Source organism: Streptomyces sp. NBC_00510 (genome assembly GCA_036013505.1).
In the GTDB taxonomy this organism is placed as follows: Bacteria; Actinomycetota; Actinomycetes; order Streptomycetales; family Streptomycetaceae; genus Actinacidiphila.
The window spans coordinates 9447517-9462161 of sequence record CP107851.1; the positions used below are offsets into that span (position 1 = coordinate 9447517).

Genomic DNA, 14645 nt, shown 5'->3' on the forward strand with positions numbered 1-14645 from the left:
CTTGCGGTAGGAATCGTGCACATGGTGTCTCCCAGGGTGCCCGGGCTTTCAGGCCGGGGAGGTGTTGGTGCTTGGGTGGGAGCCGTGAAGCGGCGGAGTTCTCTGCGTGTCGGTTCTGAGCTGCGTTCTCTTTCGTTGTCAGTGGGGGCTGTTAGGTTCCCGGGCATGACGACGGCGGTGGTGGCCGCGCAGGGGTCGGGGTATGCCCGGTTCACCTATCGGCTGCGGGTGTCGTCGTCGGCGGGTGCCGGTCTGGAGGCGGAGTGGGCGCGTTGCCGGTGGGTGTGGAACGAGTGCGTGGCTGTGTCCCGCAAGGTCCACGGCCTGAACAAGACCTCCGAGCAGAAGGCCACGTGCGGTCCCGCGCAGCTCGACAGGATGCTGACCGAGGCGCGGCGGTCGATGGCGTGGCTGCGGGAGGGCAGCTCGGTGCCGCAGCAGCAGGTCATCCGGGACTTCGCCATATCCCGCACCAAAGCGTTGAAGGACATCGCGGCGAGGCTGCCGATGAGGCAGCGGGCCGGGATGCCCCGCATCAAGCGCAAGCGCGAGGCCGCCCCGTCGCTGAACTACACCACCCGCGGTTTTAGGCTCAAGGACGGACGCCTGCACCTGGCCGGCGGCCTCGTCGTGTCGGTGGTGTGGTCCCGCGACCTGCCCGCAGTCCCCACGTCGGTGCGGGTGTACCGGGACAGCCTCGGCCACTGGTATGCCTCGTTCGTCGTGGCCACTGCCCCTGAGCCGCTGCCTGCCACCGGCGCTGTGATCGGCGTGGACTGGGGCGTGCGTGAGACCGCGACCACCACCAGCGACGCCCACGACCTGCCGCACGCTCAGCACGGGAAGACCGCCGTGCAGCGTCTCGCGCGGTACCAGAAGATGATGGCTCGCCGTAAGCCTGCTCGTGGGCAGGGCGCGTCCAGGGGCTACCGCAAGGCCAGGCATCAGGCGGCGAAGCTGCACAAGAAGGTGGCGCGGCAGCGGCAGGACACCGCCCGCAAGTGGGCCAAGCACGTCGTGCGCGACCACGACGCGATCGCGGTCGAGGACTTCCGGCCGAAGTTCCTCAGCCGGACCACCATGGCCCGCAAGGCGGCGGACGCCGCGATCGGCGCCACGAAGACGGCGCTGATCGAGATGGGCCGCAAGCACGGGCGGGACGTCCGCCTGGTGCATCCCGCGCACACCACCATGGACTGCGCGTCGTGCGGAGCGAGAACCAAGCACGCACTGCCACTCTCGGAACGTACCTACACCTGCACCGCGTGCGGAGCCGTGTCCCCCAGGGACAAGAACTCCGCACGCGTGATGCTGGTCCGGGCTGGTCTCAACCCGGCTGGTGCCGATCGTGTAAGCGCTGGAGGACCGCTGGTCCCCAGCCCACGTGAGCCAGGAATCCCCGTCCCTTAGGACGGGGAGGATGTCAAATGTCCACGGTCGTGCCCAGTCCCTCCGCACGCGCGACGGCGTGGACGACATGGGCGGCGGCCACGTCCAGCGCCGCGTGCCCCGTGGACTTGAAGACGGTCAGCCCGCCGGCCTCGCCGCGTCCGGGGTGGTCACCGGCGAGCACGGAGCCGAGAAGGACGACCTCGCGGCCGGGGGAGAGTCCCTGCAGTTCGTGGGCCCCGGCCGGGGGAGGGGAGCCGGCGGCGCCGGGCCACTCGGCGAACAGCGCGGCGTCCCGTACGGTCTCCGCGTCGAGTTCGGGGCCGTGGGAACCGCCGACGGAGCTCACGAGCGTGCCCGGCGCGAGCCACGAGCGGCGTACGACCGGACGCGTCGCCCCGGTGCAGCAGAAGACGACGTCTGCCCCGCGCACCGCCTCCTCGATGCCCTCCGCCACGCGCGCCCCGGGATGGCGGGCCGCGGCCTCCCGGGCGCCCCGCGGATCACGGCCGGCGACCACGACCTCCGCGGCCGGATGGAGTTCCGCCAGCAGGTCGATCTGGGCGCGGGCCTGGGCCCCGGTGCCGACCACCGTGTGGCGCAGCGCCCCGGGGCGGGCCAGCGCCCGCGCCCCGATCGTGGCCGCCGCGGCGGTGCGCACCGCCGTCAGCGACTCGGCGTCCATCAGGGCCAACGGGCGCCCGTCGTGATCGTCGAACAACGCGACCATGCCCCGGTGCGCACTGCGCCCGGGCAGCGCCGGATCGCCGAAGACCGACACCAGCTTCGCCGCCAGGCCCAGCCCCGGAACATGGCCCGGCATCGCGCCCAGCAACCCGGCCGGGGTGCGCGCCGCGATCCGCGGCGGCGCCGACACCTCGCCGCGGCTGATCGCGACGAGGGCCGTGGCCACGGCGTCGACGACGCGGCGGGCGTCGAGCGCGGCCCGGGTCTGCGCCCGGTCGAGGACGAGGAGACCGCTCATGACGTGGCTCCCTGAGGATCGGTCAGAATGCGCCGGAGCTCGTCGGTGGCGTCACGCAGCGCCTGCTCCAGGGCGGGCAGCCGGGCCCGACCGAACTCCGCGTCCGGCCCGACGACGGTGAGCGCGCAGACGGGGGCGCCCGGGCCGGGCGTCACGGCGCGGCTGATCGAGGCGACCAGCTTCTCGTTGCGTCCGCGCTCCACGGCCACCCCCGTCCGCGCCGTCCGTGCGATGTCGGCCAGCAGTCCGTCGTCCCCGTCGAGCGGGTGCCCTTCGGCCTCGGCGGGACGCAAGTAGGGCGCGCGTGCCGCCGGGTCGAGTGCCGCGACCAGCGCCAGCGGCCCGGCGAAGCGGTGCACCGGCAGCGCCTCGCCCAGCAAGTGGCTGATCATGGCCAGGCGCCCCGGCCGGACGACGTCGATCACCCGGGCCCGGTCGGCCTCCAGCACCTGCAGGTTGACCATCATCCCCGTGAGGTCGGACAGCTCCTGCAGCACCGGGCGGGCCAGGGCGTTCAGTGAGTTCCCCGCCGCGGCCGCCGACATCCGCAGCACCGCGGTGCCGGGCAGATAACGGTCACCCGCCCGCAGCACCCAGCCCCTGCGCACCAGGTCCAGCAGGATCCGGTAGGCCGTCGCGCGGTGCAGGCCGACCTCGCCGGCCAGGTCCGTCAGGCGGACGGGGCGCGGCGCACGGGTGACGGCCTCGACGAGGTCGAGCGCCTTGTCCACCGCGGTACGCGGGGCCTCGGGCATCGCGGCCACTCCTTCTCGATCTCCGGCGGCTGCAGTACAGTACCGAGCGTTTCCCCAGACGATACAGATGTTACGCAGGTTGCAACAGTCGAGGTGAGCATGGCCGACCAGTCCCAGGGCGCCCCCACCCCCTACGCGGCGCCCGCCGCGGGCACGACCGCGGTCTACCGCGGCGCGACCCTCTTCGACGGCACCGGCCGGCCGCCCCGGCCCGCGACCATCGTCACCGACGGGCAGAAGGTCACCGCGGTCGCGCCCGACGCCGACCTCGCCTCCCGGCTCCCCGAGGGCGCCCGGGTTTTCGACCTCGACGGACGCTTCGTCATCCCCGGGCTGATCGACACCCACCAGCACCTCGCCACCCCGCCCGACCGTCCCGCGGCCGAGGCGGCGTTGCGCCGTCACGTCCACAGCGGCATCACCGCCGTCCGGGACATGGCCGACGACCTGCGGCAGATCGGCGACCTCGCCCGTGCCACCCTCGTCGGCGAGATCCCCGGCCCCGACATCCGCTACGCCGCCCTGATGGCGGGCCCCGGGTTCTTCGACGACCCGCGCACCCACCAGGTCTCCCAGGGCGCCGTGCCCGGCGAGGTGCCCTGGATGCAGGCCGTCACCGCCGCCACCGACCTGCCCCTCGCGGTCGCCATGGCCCGCGGTACGTACGCCGCGGCCATCAAGGTCTACGCGGACCTCGACGCGGACCTGGTCGCCGCCGTCACCGCCGAGGCCCACCGCCAGGGCATCCCCGTCTGGGCGCACGCCACCGTGTTCCCGGCGACGCCCGGCCAGGTCGTCGCCGCCGGTGTCGACACGGTCTCCCACGTCACCCTGCTCGCCTTCGAGGGCACCCCCGACGGGCTCACCAGCTACAAGAGCAAACCCCCCGTCGACCACGCCCGGTTCACCGCCGGGGACGACCCGCACCTGGACCGGCTCTTCGCCCTCATGCGCCGGCGCGGCACCGTCCTGGACGCCACCGCCTGCATGTGGGAGAGCGACGAACTGGCCGGCGGGGGACCCGAGGACGCCGCCCGGGCCCGCGCGAACACCGCGCTCGCCGCCGCCGTCACCGCCCAGGCCCACCGGGCGGGCGTGGCCATCTCCACCGGCACCGACCACGAGACCGCCCCCGGGGCCGCCTTCCCGGCCCTCCACGACGAACTGGCCTTCCTCGTCGAACGCTGCGGCATCCCCAGCGCGGACGTCCTGCGCTCGGCCACGCTCATCGGCGCCCGTGCCGCCGGCACCGAGGACTCCATGGGCAGCGTCGAACCCGGAAAGCTGGCCAACTTCGTCGTCCTGGACGAGGATCCGCTGCGCGACATCGCCAACCTGCGCAGCGTCACCCTGACCGTCAAGCGCGGACACCGCTTCGACCGCGCCGAGTTCGAGGAGCGCCGGTGAACCCCACCCCCGTGATCGTCAACGCGCTGGGTCAGCTCGACAACCCCAACGCCCCCGCGTCCGCCGAAGCCGCGGCCCACCTCAACCCCTCCAGCGACCAGCTCACCATCGACGCCCGCGCCCTCGCCGACGCCCACGCCTGCGGCCTCACCGCCGTCAACATCACCCTCGGCTACACGATGGGCGACCTGCCCCCGTACGAGCACACCCTGCGCGAGATCGACGTCTGGGACGCCATCATCGGCGACCACCCGGCCGACCTCACCAAGGTCCGCACCGTCGCCGACGTCCACCGCGCCCACGCCGACGGCAGGATCGGCGTCATCTACGGCTTCCAGAACGCCGTGGCCGTCGGCGAGGACCCCGGACGCGTCGCCACCTTCGCCGAGGCGGGCGTCCGCGTCATCCAGCTGACGTACAACCAGGCCAACCACATCGGCGACGGATCGATGGCCCCCGCCAACCGGGGCCTGACCCCCTTCGGCCACGAGGTCGTCGAGGCGCTCAACGAGCAGCACGTGATGGTCGACCTCTCCCACAGCGGCGAACGCACCTGCTTGGAGGCCGCCAAGACCTCCCGGCAGCCCGTCTCCATCAACCACACCGGCTGCCGGGCCCTCACCGACCTGCCCCGCAACAAGACCGACGAGGAACTCCGCCTCGTGGCCTCCCGCGGCGGCTTCGTGGGCATCTACTTCATGCCCTTCCTCAACCCTTCCGGCCACGCCCGTGCCGCCGACGTCGTGGAGCACATCGACCACGCGGTCAACGTCTGCGGCGAGGACCACGTCGGCATCGGCACCGACGGCACCATCACCCCCGTCGATGACCTCGACGCCTACCGCACCGCCCTCGCCGAACACGTCGGCCGGCGCCGCGAGGCGGGCGTCGGTGCCGCGGGCGAGCGCGCCGACACCTACCCGTTCGTCGTCGACCTCCGTGGCGTCGACCAGTTCCGGGAACTCGTCCGTCTCCTGGAACGCCGCGGCTACCGCTCCGAGCGCATCGAGAAGATCCTCGGCCGCAACTTCCTGGACTACGCGTCCCGCGTCTGGGCGTAGCCGGCCCGGGCCCGGTGGACGGAAACGAAAGTCCGGCCGGAGTGGGACGGAGGGTGTGCGATGAGGGACCAGGCCCGACCGTGAAGGAGTCCTGCGCGTGCGACTGACTGTCGATCCGGTGTACGGAGAAGTGGATCTCACTGCGTCCGCGGAAGAACTGGCAGCCCTGGCGGACGCGGTGGCCGGTGCCCGTGGCTTCATCGGGGCCACGTCACCAGCGGGCCGCGACGCCCTGGTGGGGGCCGACGTCAGGGCGGCGGCCGGTCCAGGGGTGCGGATCGAGGTGGACGCCGCGCGGCGGATCCTCGTGATCAGCGGTGACCCCGCTGCCAGGGAAATCCTCGCGGACAATCTCCACGCCATGGGCACCGCCACCGACGGCGGTCACCTCCACGTCGACTACTTCCCGGGGCACCCTTACCTCGTCGAGGGATCGGTGTCCCTGGTGGTCAACAGTCCTCACGGCGGCATGCCCACCCAGTGACCACTACTCCACGGCGGGGCCGGGACGGTCGGGGCCGGGTTGACATGCGCGGCGGGCCGGTTATGTACTTGATGAAGCAAGTATCTGGCTTCCGGGTGATGCGGGCCTTCGCCGTGCCCGGGGCCGCCGTGCAACGTGTTCGACCGGGAAGAGCAGATGAGCACCGGCAACGCCGTGCCGATGGCCAACGTCCAGGAGATGCACGTCGTGCACACAATGTTCCGCCGGGAGTTCGGGCTGACGCCCGCGCTGGTGCGGGGCGTCGCCGACGGCGACCTGGCGCGGGCCCGCGTCGTGGCCGAGCACCTCGACATCATGCTCTCCGCGCTCATCGGGCACCACGAAGGCGAGGACATCGGGCTGTGGCCCCGGCTCCTGGAGCGCGTCAGCGACGAACTCGTCCCGCTGGTGCACGTGATGGAGGCGCAGCACGAGCAGCTGCACGCCGTCTGCGGCGAACTGGCCGGGGCGGTCCGGGCCTGGCGCGTCGGCGGTTCCTCCGCGCAGGGAGCGGCGGTCGCCGGGATCACCGACCGGCTGAACCGCATCGCGTTCGAGCACATGCGGCTGGAGGAGGAGACGATCCTGCCGCCGGCCGAGCGGCACATCACGGCCGCGGAGTGGGCCGAACTCGGGGGCCACGGCACGTCCATGACGCCCCGTGACCGGCTGGACCCGCGGTTCGGGATGACCCTCTACGAGGGCGACCCGGTCGTCATGAAGGGGCTCCTGAAGGGCGCCCCGCTGCGCGTCCGTGTGCTCATGCCGATGCGCTGCCGCAGGCGGTACCGCGCCTATGCCAAGAAGCTGAACGGAACGGCCAGGCCGCCCCGTGTCGGACGGCGCGTCGAGCGCCCGCGCGGCTGACCGGATCGCTCCGGCGACACCCGGGGATCAACCGCCGCACACGGCGGCGGGCTCGCGCACCATGAACACGTCGACCGGATCCTCGGTGTCGACGGTGAACCCGTGCCGCTCGTACAGCCGCCGGGCCGCGCTGCCCGCAGCACGTTCAGCCTGACCGGGACGCCGTCCCGGTCGCACCGCTCCAGCAGCTCCCGCAGTACGGCCGTGCCGATGCCGCCGCCCTGCAGACGCGGGTCCAGGTAGAAGTGCTCCAGCCAGTGGGCGTCCCCGGCGGGCCGCAGGGCGACGCAGCCGGCGACAGCGCCGCCCACGTCGATGACCCAGGTGTGCTCCGGCGCGAAGGCGTCCCGCAGGCGCTGCCGCACGCGGTGCTCGTCGTACCGCCCGAGTCGCTCCAGGTCGGCCCGCATCACCACGGCGCGCAGCTCCGCCACCGCCTCGACGTCCGTGGCCGCAGCCGGCCGTATGTCCCAGTCCGCCATGATCGAAAGGCTATCGCGTCACGCGCGGGGGCCCTACGCTGCGGTGATGTCCGATCACGTGCCCGAGGAACTGCTGAGCGTCGCCGCGGCCCTGCTGCCGGGACGCGACCTGCGCGGCGCGACCCTCGCGGTCGGTGGCTCGCACCATGTGGTGCTGCTTCCGGGCGTCGCGGTCGTGCGCGTCGCCAGGAACGCCACCGCGGTCGCGGCGCTGTCCCGGCGCATGGAGCTGCTGCGCCGCCTGGGCGCCCTGGACCTGCCCTTCGCCGTGCCGCGCCCGCTGTCCGACGTGGTCCGGGTGGCGGGGCACACCGCTGTCGCGCTGTCCTGGGTGGGAGGAACGCCCGCACCACGGGGCGGGGGTGGGGAGCCGGAACACCTCGCGGGGCTGCTGCGGGCACTGAAGGGCGTGGACTGCCGCGACCTCCAGGGCCTGCTGGGCGCCGCGCACGAATACGCGGGCGGTGACCGGTGGGCCGAGATGATGGAGCGCGACGTCGTTCCCCGGCTGCCGCGCACGTGGCGGTCCGAGGCGCGCCGCCGAGTGGGCGCCGCCCTGGACCTTCCCCCGGTCGAACCGTCCCTGGTCCACGGCGACCTGGCCGGCGGCAACCTGCACTGGAGCGACGACGGCCGCGTGGTCGGCGTGCTGGACTGGGACCTCGCCCAGCCGTTCGACCCGGCCGTCGACGCCGCCTGCCTGGCCTGGCACGGCTGGGACAAGGTGGCGGCGGCCGTCGACCGGCCGACCCTGCACCGCGCGTGGACGTGGTACCTCACCTTCGGCCTGGAGCAGGTGGCCTTCGCCCTCCTCAACGGGGAACCGGAGGAGGTCGTCGAGCGACACAGCTCGGTCACGGCCGCCTGGCTGGAGCGCACGGCACGGATGACGCGACCCGGCGCCTGACGCCGCCTCAGGGGATGATGGCGTCCACGCAGCCCCCGTCGACGCGCACGGCGCCGCCGGTGGTGGCCGAGGCGAGGTCGGAGCTGAGGTAGACCACCATGTTGGCGATCTCCGCCGGCTCGATGAGGCGTTGCAGCAGCGACTGCGGGCGGTGCTCGCGCATGAAGGCGCGCTGCGCCTCCTCCCAGGGCAACTCGCTGCCGACGAGCCCCCGGACGAACTCCTCCACCCCCGCGGTACGGGTCGGCCCGACCAGGACCGAGTTCACCGTGACGCCCGAACCCGCGGCCTTCTTGGCGAAGCCGCGCCCGAGGGCGAGCATCGCCGTCTTCGTCATGCCGTACTGGATCATCTCGACGGGGATCGCAATGCCGGACTCGCTGGAGATGTACTGGATGCGGCCCCAATCCCGCTCCAGCATCCGCGGCATGTACATCCGGGTCAGGCGGACGGCGGACAGGACGTTGACCTCGAAGTACCGGCGCCACTCGGCGTCGTCGATCTCGAGTGCGTCCCTGGCGCCGTAGACGCCGAGGTTGTTGATGAGGATGTCGACGTCCGGCACGGCCTCGCGGGCCCGTTCGGCGCCCTCGTCGGTGGCCACGTCGGCTCCGACGGCGACGAACTCGCCGTCCGGTACCTCGTCGCGCAGCTGCTTGAGGGCCTGGTCCACCCGGTCCGGGTCGCGGCCGTTGACGCCCACGCGGGCTCCGGCCCGTGCGAGCCCGGCCGCGATGGCCGCTCCGATGCCCTGCGTCGATGCCGTCACCAAGGCGGTCCGTCCGGTGAGGTCGATGCGCATGTCCGCTCCCTGGGGCGACCCGTTCGACGATCACGGCGGCACGACCGTGCTCTCCCCAGTCTCCGCCAGGCGGCCTCCCCCCGCTCGGTGAGCAGGGGCCGTCACCCGGTCCTGACGGCACGCCGCTCGGCGAGGAAGCGGTGGACGGCCCACGCCGCGCCTGCCGCCGCGGCCGTCCAGACCAGGGCCTCGGCCACGGCGATCGCCGGGGTCACCGTCATATGCGGCCGGGGCGGCAGTACGACCATCTGGACGGCGGCACCGACCGGCACCGTCAACGCGGCCAGGAGGCCGGTCAGGCCGGGCCGCCGGATGGCCGCGCCCGTCATGCCGAGGAACGGTCCGAAGAACACCGCGACCACCGCCCAGATGAGGACGTCACTGCCCGCGTTCACGAGGAGGTGGTCCATCGCGGAGTACGTCGCTGTGGCGGCGACCAGCGCCAGCGGTCCGGCCGGCATGCCGCGGGCGGGGGTCCCGGCGAGCAGGCCCGCGGCCACCGCGAGGGCGGCCCAGGACCAGCCCGCGTCCAGCAGCAGGCTCAGCACCTTGGCCGCGCCGCCCCAGAGGGTGCCGGTGACCGGGGCCCCGAGTTCGGTGTACGGCGACGACAGCGCGTTGACGAGCGAGGTGACCGTCCCGAAGACGGCTCCCACCGCCACACCCCCCATGATCTTCATGGCGGGAGATTACCGAAAGCGCCCTGCGCGCACGGCAGTTCGGCGATCGGCGCCGTGGCTCAGTCGCCCCGCCGCTCAGCCGGCGGCGGCCTTCCTGAGGGCGGCGAAGACCGCTCGGGCCTCGGTGCCGTCCGGCTGCTGCCAGCGGGCGTCGACGTGACCGAGCGCGCCGCCCGCGGTGCCGTCGACAGCGCCGGGGCGCAGCGCCCGCGTCACGCGGAGGACCAGGCGCCCGGCCGGGCCCGCGTCGAGGGTGACGTCGGTCGTGGCCTCCGGGCCGTCGGTCACGGATCCGGCGCCGGACACGGCGGCGTCCACCGGGCCGGCGTAGTGGCGGGCGACAGTCGGGTCGGGCGTGTCGCTGAGGCTCTGGGCCTGCGCCTCGGCCTCACCTCGTACCAGGGCGGTCAACTGGGCCACCACGACCGGGTCGTGCGCGCCGTCGTAGATCCAGCGCTTGCCCAGTACCCCGTGCTCCGTGGTGCCGATGAGCGCGTTCTCGGCGCCGGCCAGCGGCGCGCCGCGGTAGGCCATGGGCACGTGGTACGCGGCGCCGTCCTGGTCGGTGACCACCATGAACTCCACCCCGACCTCGCCCAGGGGGTCGTCCAGGCGGAAACCGCCCGCCTTCACGAGCTCCGGCGCCCGTCCCGTGCCCGCGTACCAGGGCTGCCGGGGGAGCCACTGCGTGAGCAGCTCCAGCTTGGTCGGCGTCAGCGTCGTGTGGTGGATGAGCGACATGGCCGGTGCAGCCTTCCCCTGAGTCCGTTACTGCGGGGACATCGTCCCATCCGGGTCCGACACGTGGTTCGTCCGGTCGGGTGACGATCGTCCCCCGTGCGGCCATACATCGGTATGGTGACCGTATGGCGAAGCAGAAGGTCACCATCACCCTCGACGAGGACACCGTCGCCGCGGTCGACAAGCTGGCCGGTGGCCCCGGCGGCAACCGGTCCGCGTTCATCGAGGCGGCCGTCACCGAACGGCTCCAGCGCACCGAACGCGCCCTGCGCGCCGTCGACTGGCTCGCCGCACGGGCCCGCCAGGACCACCCCGGCGAGTGGGAGGCCGCCCTCGAGGCCGTCGCCTCCGCCGACGCGCGGCGCGGCTTCGAGACCGCTCCTCCCGCGGACCCGGGTCAGGCGGCGTGAGCGGCGGGTACATCCTCGACCACACCGCCGTCCGGGCCCTCGCCCTGGGACGGCCGTACATGGTCGCCCGGGTCATCCGCTCGGCGCAGACCGCGGTGCCGCTGTACGTCCCGGCGGTGCCCTTCGCGCAGGGCCTGACCGAGTCGGTCCTCGGCGAGGTGTACGAACGCCTCCAGGACGCCCTGGCGGCGCCGTGCTTCGTCTTCCGGGCGCTCGGCGAGGCCACCTGCTGGTCCGTCGCGCAGATCGCCCACGAGCGCGCGACGGACATCGCCACCGCCCACGCCGCGCACCTGGCGCTGTCCACCGGTCTTCCGGTGCTCACCCAGCAGCCCGACGCCTACAAGCGCGTGGACGCCCGGATCGACACCGAGCAGATCGTCTGACCCGCCCCGTCGCACGCTCCTGGACCGCGTGACCAGGGCGTTCCGGGCCGCTCGTACCGTCCCGCGTGAATCTCCACGTCTCGACCGCCGCATCGTGGGTAAGTGTGGGGTGAAACGTCCGAAATGAGTGGGGATGGTTTAGATGGCCTCTACGCGACCGAGTATCGAGCAGCACCCCGACCTGCTGGCGCTGCGCGCGGAGTACGAACGGACGACCGCCACCAACCGGGGCCAGGCGATCGAGGCCATGGGCCTGGTGACCGGCACCTACCTGGCGGCGTCCCCCTGGATCGTGGGCTTCAACGGCCTGTCGACGATAGCCGTCGGCAACCTGATAGCCGGCATCGCGTACGCCATGCTCATGGGCGGCGTGGGCAGGGCGTTCGAGCGCACGCACTCCATGGCGTGGGCCGCCGCCATCATCGGCCTGTGGACGATCATCTCGCCGTGGTGCATCGCGGGGAACGTCAGCACGACGCGCACGATCGTCAACAACGTGGTGGTCGGCGTCATCGCTCTGGCGCTCGCGCTGGCGGCGTCCTCGATGCGGCCGGGCACGGGCCGGGGGAAGTCCTCGGACATGAGGGGCCCCACCGGAGGCTCACGCATCTGACCGGCTCCCGCCGAATCCGCCCCGCCGGGCGAGCCTCCTGTACGGCTCGCCCGGCGGTACGCGTGCGGACACGGCCGGCGCCCGGTCCGGGCGCCCCGGCCTCAGCTGTCGGTGGAACCGAAGGTGACGGGCAACCGCGAGGGGCCGCGCAGCACCCGCGGCCGCCAGCGCAGCTCCCCGGGCGGAACGGCCAGCGCGAGTCCGGGCAGCCGGCGCAGGGCGGTGCCGATGGCGATCCTGCCCTCCAGCCGGGCCAGCGGCGCCCCCAGGCAGTAGTGGATGCCGTGCCCGAAGGCGAGGTGGGCGTTGTCCTCCCGGGTGATGTCCAGGCGGTCCGGGTCGCCGAACCGCGCCGGGTCGCGGTCGGCGATGGCGGAGGCGACCACCACCGTCGCGCCCCGCGGGATCGCCACCCCCGCGATGGTCAGGTCCTCGCGGGCGAAGCGCGCGATGCCGGGGTTGACCGGCCCGTCGTACCGCAGGAACTCCTCGATCGCGCCGGGCAGCAGCCCAGGGTCCTCGCGCAGCATGCGCAGCTGGTCCGGGTGGGTGAGCAGCGCCGCGATGCCGTTGCCGATGAGGTTGACGGTGGTGATGTACCCGGCGACCAGGAGCAGGAAGGCCATCGCGATCAGTTCGTGCCGGTCCAGCCGCTGCTCGTCGTCGTGGGTGGCGATCAGCGCGCTCAGCAGGTCGTCCCCGGGGTGCGCCCGCTTGGCGTCCAGCAGGGCCGTGAGGTAGCCGTGCATCTGCTTCCAGGCCGCCTCGATCTTGGCCGGGTCCGGCGGCCGGGGGCCCTGGAGGACCATGTCGTCGGTCCACCGCTGGAAGTCGTAGCGGTCGGAGACGGGCACGCCGAGCAGTTCGCTGATGACCGTGACCGGCAGCGGCAGCGCGAAGTCCTCGACCAGGTCGGCGCGCCCGGCCGGGACGATCGCGTCGAGGAGCTCGTCGGTGACGGCCTGGACCCGCGGCTCCAGCTCGGCCACCCGGCGGGCGGTGAACGCCTTGGAGACCAGCCGGCGCAGCCGGGTGTGGTCGGGCGGGTCGGCGCGCAGCATCGTGCGGATCATCGACTCGCGCTCGGTGGTGGGCAGCCGCGCCATGAGCCGCGGGTCCGCGGCGTCGCGGACGTCGCTGCTCAGCCGTGGATCGGTCAGGGCCGCCAGGCCGTCCTCGTACCGGGTGACCAGCCAGGCCTCCAGCTCGCCCTGGATGACCGCGCGGCGCACCGGGCCCTCCTGGCGTAGCTCCTGGTAGAGGGGGAAGGGATCGGCGACGAAGGCCGGATCGGTGAAGGGCAGGGTGACCGGCTGCTGGCTCATCAGGCCTCCGGGAGTGCGTGGCACCTCATGACGGCATCAATGTGCACCGTTCAAGGATAATATGTCCCGTTATATCGGGGCCGGGATGAGGATGACGGCGGAGGGCGGGCTGCGATGGAACGGACCACCTGCTGCGTGGTGGGCGGCGGCCCGGCGGGCATGGTGCTCGCCCTGCTGCTGGCCAGGGCGGGGGTGGAGGTCACCGTCCTGGAGAAGCACGGCGACTTCCTGCGCGACTTCCGCGGCGACACCGTGCACCCCTCGACCCTCGCCCTGCTGGACGAACTCGGCCTCGCCGAGCGCTTCGCCGCCCTGCCGCAACGCCGCGTCACCACCGTCCAGTTGCCGATCGGCCCCGGGCGGTCCCTGGTCACCGTCTCGGACGTCGGCACGCTGCGGGGCCCGTACAACTACGTGGCGATGGTGCCGCAGTGGGACCTGCTCGCCCTCCTCGCGGACGAGGCCCGCCGCGAGCCGACGTTCACCCTGCGCATGGGCACCGAGGCGACCTCCTTCCTCGAGGAGCGCGGCCGGATCACCGGCGTGCGGTACCGCACCGCGGACGGCGGCGGCGGCGAACTGCGGGCCACCCTGACCGTGGCCTGCGACGGCCGCGGGTCACTGGCAAGGTCGCGGCCGGAACTGGGCCTGCGGGAATTCGGCTGTCCGATGGACGCGTGGTGGTTCCGGGTGCCGCGGCACCCGGGCGACCCGCAGGGGCTGGTGGCGGGAGTCGGCGACCGCTTCCTCACCGCGATGATCGACCGGGGGGAGTACTGGCAGTGCGCCGCGCTGATCCCCAAGGGCAGCGACGCCGACCGCCGTGCCGCGGGCCTCGACCGTTTCCTCGCCGCGTACTCGGCCGCGGTGCCGTGGCTGGGCGACCGCGTGCGCGCGGTGCGCTCCTGGGACGAGGTGAAGCTCCTCGACGTGCGCTGCGACCGGCTGGAGCGCTGGCACCGCCCGGGGCTGCTGTGCATCGGCGACGCCGCCCACGCGATGTCGCCGGTCTTCGGGATCGGCATCAACCTCGCCGTCGAGGACGCCGTCGCCACCGCGCGCCATCTCGTGGAGCCGCTGCGCCGCGGCAGCGTCGGGCTGCGGGACGTCCGCGGCGTACAGCTCCGCCGGTGGCCGACCACGGCCGCCACGCAGGCCCTGCAGCGCCTGGCCCACCGCCGCTTCGTCGCCCCGGTGCTGGCCGGACGCTCACCGCTCGGCGACGCCGACCGCGCGGGGCGGCTCGCCGGCCTGCTCAACTCCACACCCTGGCTCAAGCGGGTGCCGGCGTACTTCATCGGCTACGGCGCCCTGCGCGAGCGCCCGCCGGCGGCGTCGGTGCGGTAGGTGC

16 protein-coding genes and 1 pseudogene are annotated in these 14645 nt (G+C 73.3%); 10 read left to right on the forward strand and 7 right to left on the reverse strand.

Annotated features, from left to right (window positions below):
• The first annotated feature begins 165 nt into the window (after positions 1-165).
• Entirely contained in the window at positions 166-1410 is a 1245-nt protein-coding gene (locus tag OG937_43070; protein ID WUD78019.1) for a transposase, read from the forward strand.
• 13 nt (positions 1411-1423) lie between these two features.
• Here the strand turns inward: OG937_43070 and OG937_43075 are convergent, their stop codons facing one another.
• Positions 1424-2374, reverse strand: a complete 951-nt coding sequence (locus OG937_43075; protein ID WUD78020.1) for an NAD(P)-binding domain-containing protein — start codon at positions 2372-2374, stop codon at positions 1424-1426.
• Entirely contained in the window at positions 2371-3129 is a 759-nt protein-coding gene (locus OG937_43080) for an IclR family transcriptional regulator (GenBank protein ID WUD78021.1), read from the reverse strand. Before OG937_43080 ends, OG937_43075 begins: the two co-directional genes overlap by 4 nt.
• A 99-nt stretch (positions 3130-3228) precedes the next feature.
• Between OG937_43080 and OG937_43085 the strand changes: the two genes are divergently transcribed.
• The 4 genes from OG937_43085 to OG937_43100 all read left to right on the forward strand — a co-directional run bounded on the left by OG937_43085 (position 3229) and on the right by OG937_43100 (position 6948).
• Positions 3229-4536: an amidohydrolase family protein gene (locus OG937_43085; protein ID WUD78022.1), complete on the forward strand. Its 1308-nt coding sequence runs from the start codon at positions 3229-3231 to the stop codon at positions 4534-4536.
• Complete coding sequence (locus OG937_43090; GenBank protein ID WUD78023.1) at positions 4533-5597, forward strand: dipeptidase; 1065 nt, start codon at positions 4533-4535, stop codon at positions 5595-5597. Before OG937_43085 ends, OG937_43090 begins: the two co-directional genes overlap by 4 nt.
• A gap of 97 nt (positions 5598-5694) precedes the next feature.
• On the forward strand, positions 5695-6081 hold the full coding sequence (locus tag OG937_43095) for a hypothetical protein (GenBank protein WUD78024.1): 387 nt from the start codon (positions 5695-5697) through the stop codon (positions 6079-6081).
• Positions 6082-6237: 156 nt separating this feature from the next.
• Positions 6238-6948, forward strand: coding sequence for a hemerythrin domain-containing protein (locus OG937_43100; GenBank protein WUD78025.1), 711 nt, complete (start codon positions 6238-6240; stop codon positions 6946-6948).
• Positions 6949-6975: 27 nt separating this feature from the next.
• Here OG937_43100 and OG937_43105 read toward each other — a convergent pair.
• Positions 6976-7430 (reverse strand): annotated as a pseudogene (locus OG937_43105) (GNAT family N-acetyltransferase).
• A gap of 46 nt (positions 7431-7476) precedes the next feature.
• On the opposite strand from OG937_43105, the gene OG937_43110 reads away from it, so the two are divergent.
• Positions 7477-8337, forward strand: a complete 861-nt coding sequence (locus OG937_43110; GenBank protein WUD78026.1) for a phosphotransferase — start codon at positions 7477-7479, stop codon at positions 8335-8337.
• Positions 8338-8344: 7 nt separating this feature from the next.
• Here OG937_43110 and OG937_43115 read toward each other — a convergent pair whose 3' ends face one another.
• From OG937_43115 to OG937_43125, 3 genes are all read right to left on the reverse strand, one after another.
• Complete coding sequence (locus OG937_43115) at positions 8345-9139, reverse strand: SDR family oxidoreductase (GenBank protein WUD78027.1); 795 nt, start codon at positions 9137-9139, stop codon at positions 8345-8347.
• 101 nt (positions 9140-9240) lie between these two features.
• Positions 9241-9819: a hypothetical protein gene (locus OG937_43120; protein WUD78028.1), complete on the reverse strand. Its 579-nt coding sequence runs from the start codon at positions 9817-9819 to the stop codon at positions 9241-9243.
• Positions 9820-9894: 75 nt separating this feature from the next.
• On the reverse strand, positions 9895-10560 hold the full coding sequence (locus OG937_43125; GenBank protein ID WUD78029.1) for a 1,4-alpha-glucan branching protein: 666 nt from the start codon (positions 10558-10560) through the stop codon (positions 9895-9897).
• A 125-nt stretch (positions 10561-10685) separates the two neighbouring features.
• Here OG937_43125 and OG937_43130 point away from each other — a divergent pair, with 125 nt between their 5' ends.
• The 3 genes from OG937_43130 (at position 10686) to OG937_43140 (ending at position 11969) form a co-directional block, all read left to right on the forward strand.
• Entirely contained in the window at positions 10686-10970 is a 285-nt protein-coding gene (locus tag OG937_43130; protein WUD78030.1) for a ribbon-helix-helix domain-containing protein, read from the forward strand.
• Positions 10967-11356: a hypothetical protein gene (locus OG937_43135; protein ID WUD78031.1), complete on the forward strand. Its 390-nt coding sequence runs from the start codon at positions 10967-10969 to the stop codon at positions 11354-11356. The genes OG937_43130 and OG937_43135 overlap by 4 nt, the downstream gene beginning before the upstream one ends.
• A 142-nt stretch (positions 11357-11498) precedes the next feature.
• Positions 11499-11969 (forward strand): SPW repeat protein, encoded by a 471-nt coding sequence (locus OG937_43140; GenBank protein WUD78032.1) that lies wholly within the window; start codon positions 11499-11501, stop codon positions 11967-11969.
• Positions 11970-12070: 101 nt separating this feature from the next.
• Here OG937_43140 and OG937_43145 read toward each other — a convergent pair whose 3' ends face one another.
• Positions 12071-13294, reverse strand: coding sequence for a cytochrome P450 (locus OG937_43145; GenBank protein WUD78033.1), 1224 nt, complete (start codon positions 13292-13294; stop codon positions 12071-12073).
• Between the two features lie 114 nt (positions 13295-13408).
• On the opposite strand from OG937_43145, the gene OG937_43150 reads away from it, so the two are divergent.
• Complete coding sequence (locus tag OG937_43150) at positions 13409-14641, forward strand: FAD-dependent oxidoreductase (GenBank protein ID WUD78034.1); 1233 nt, start codon at positions 13409-13411, stop codon at positions 14639-14641.
• The last annotated feature ends 4 nt before the right edge of the window (positions 14642-14645 follow it).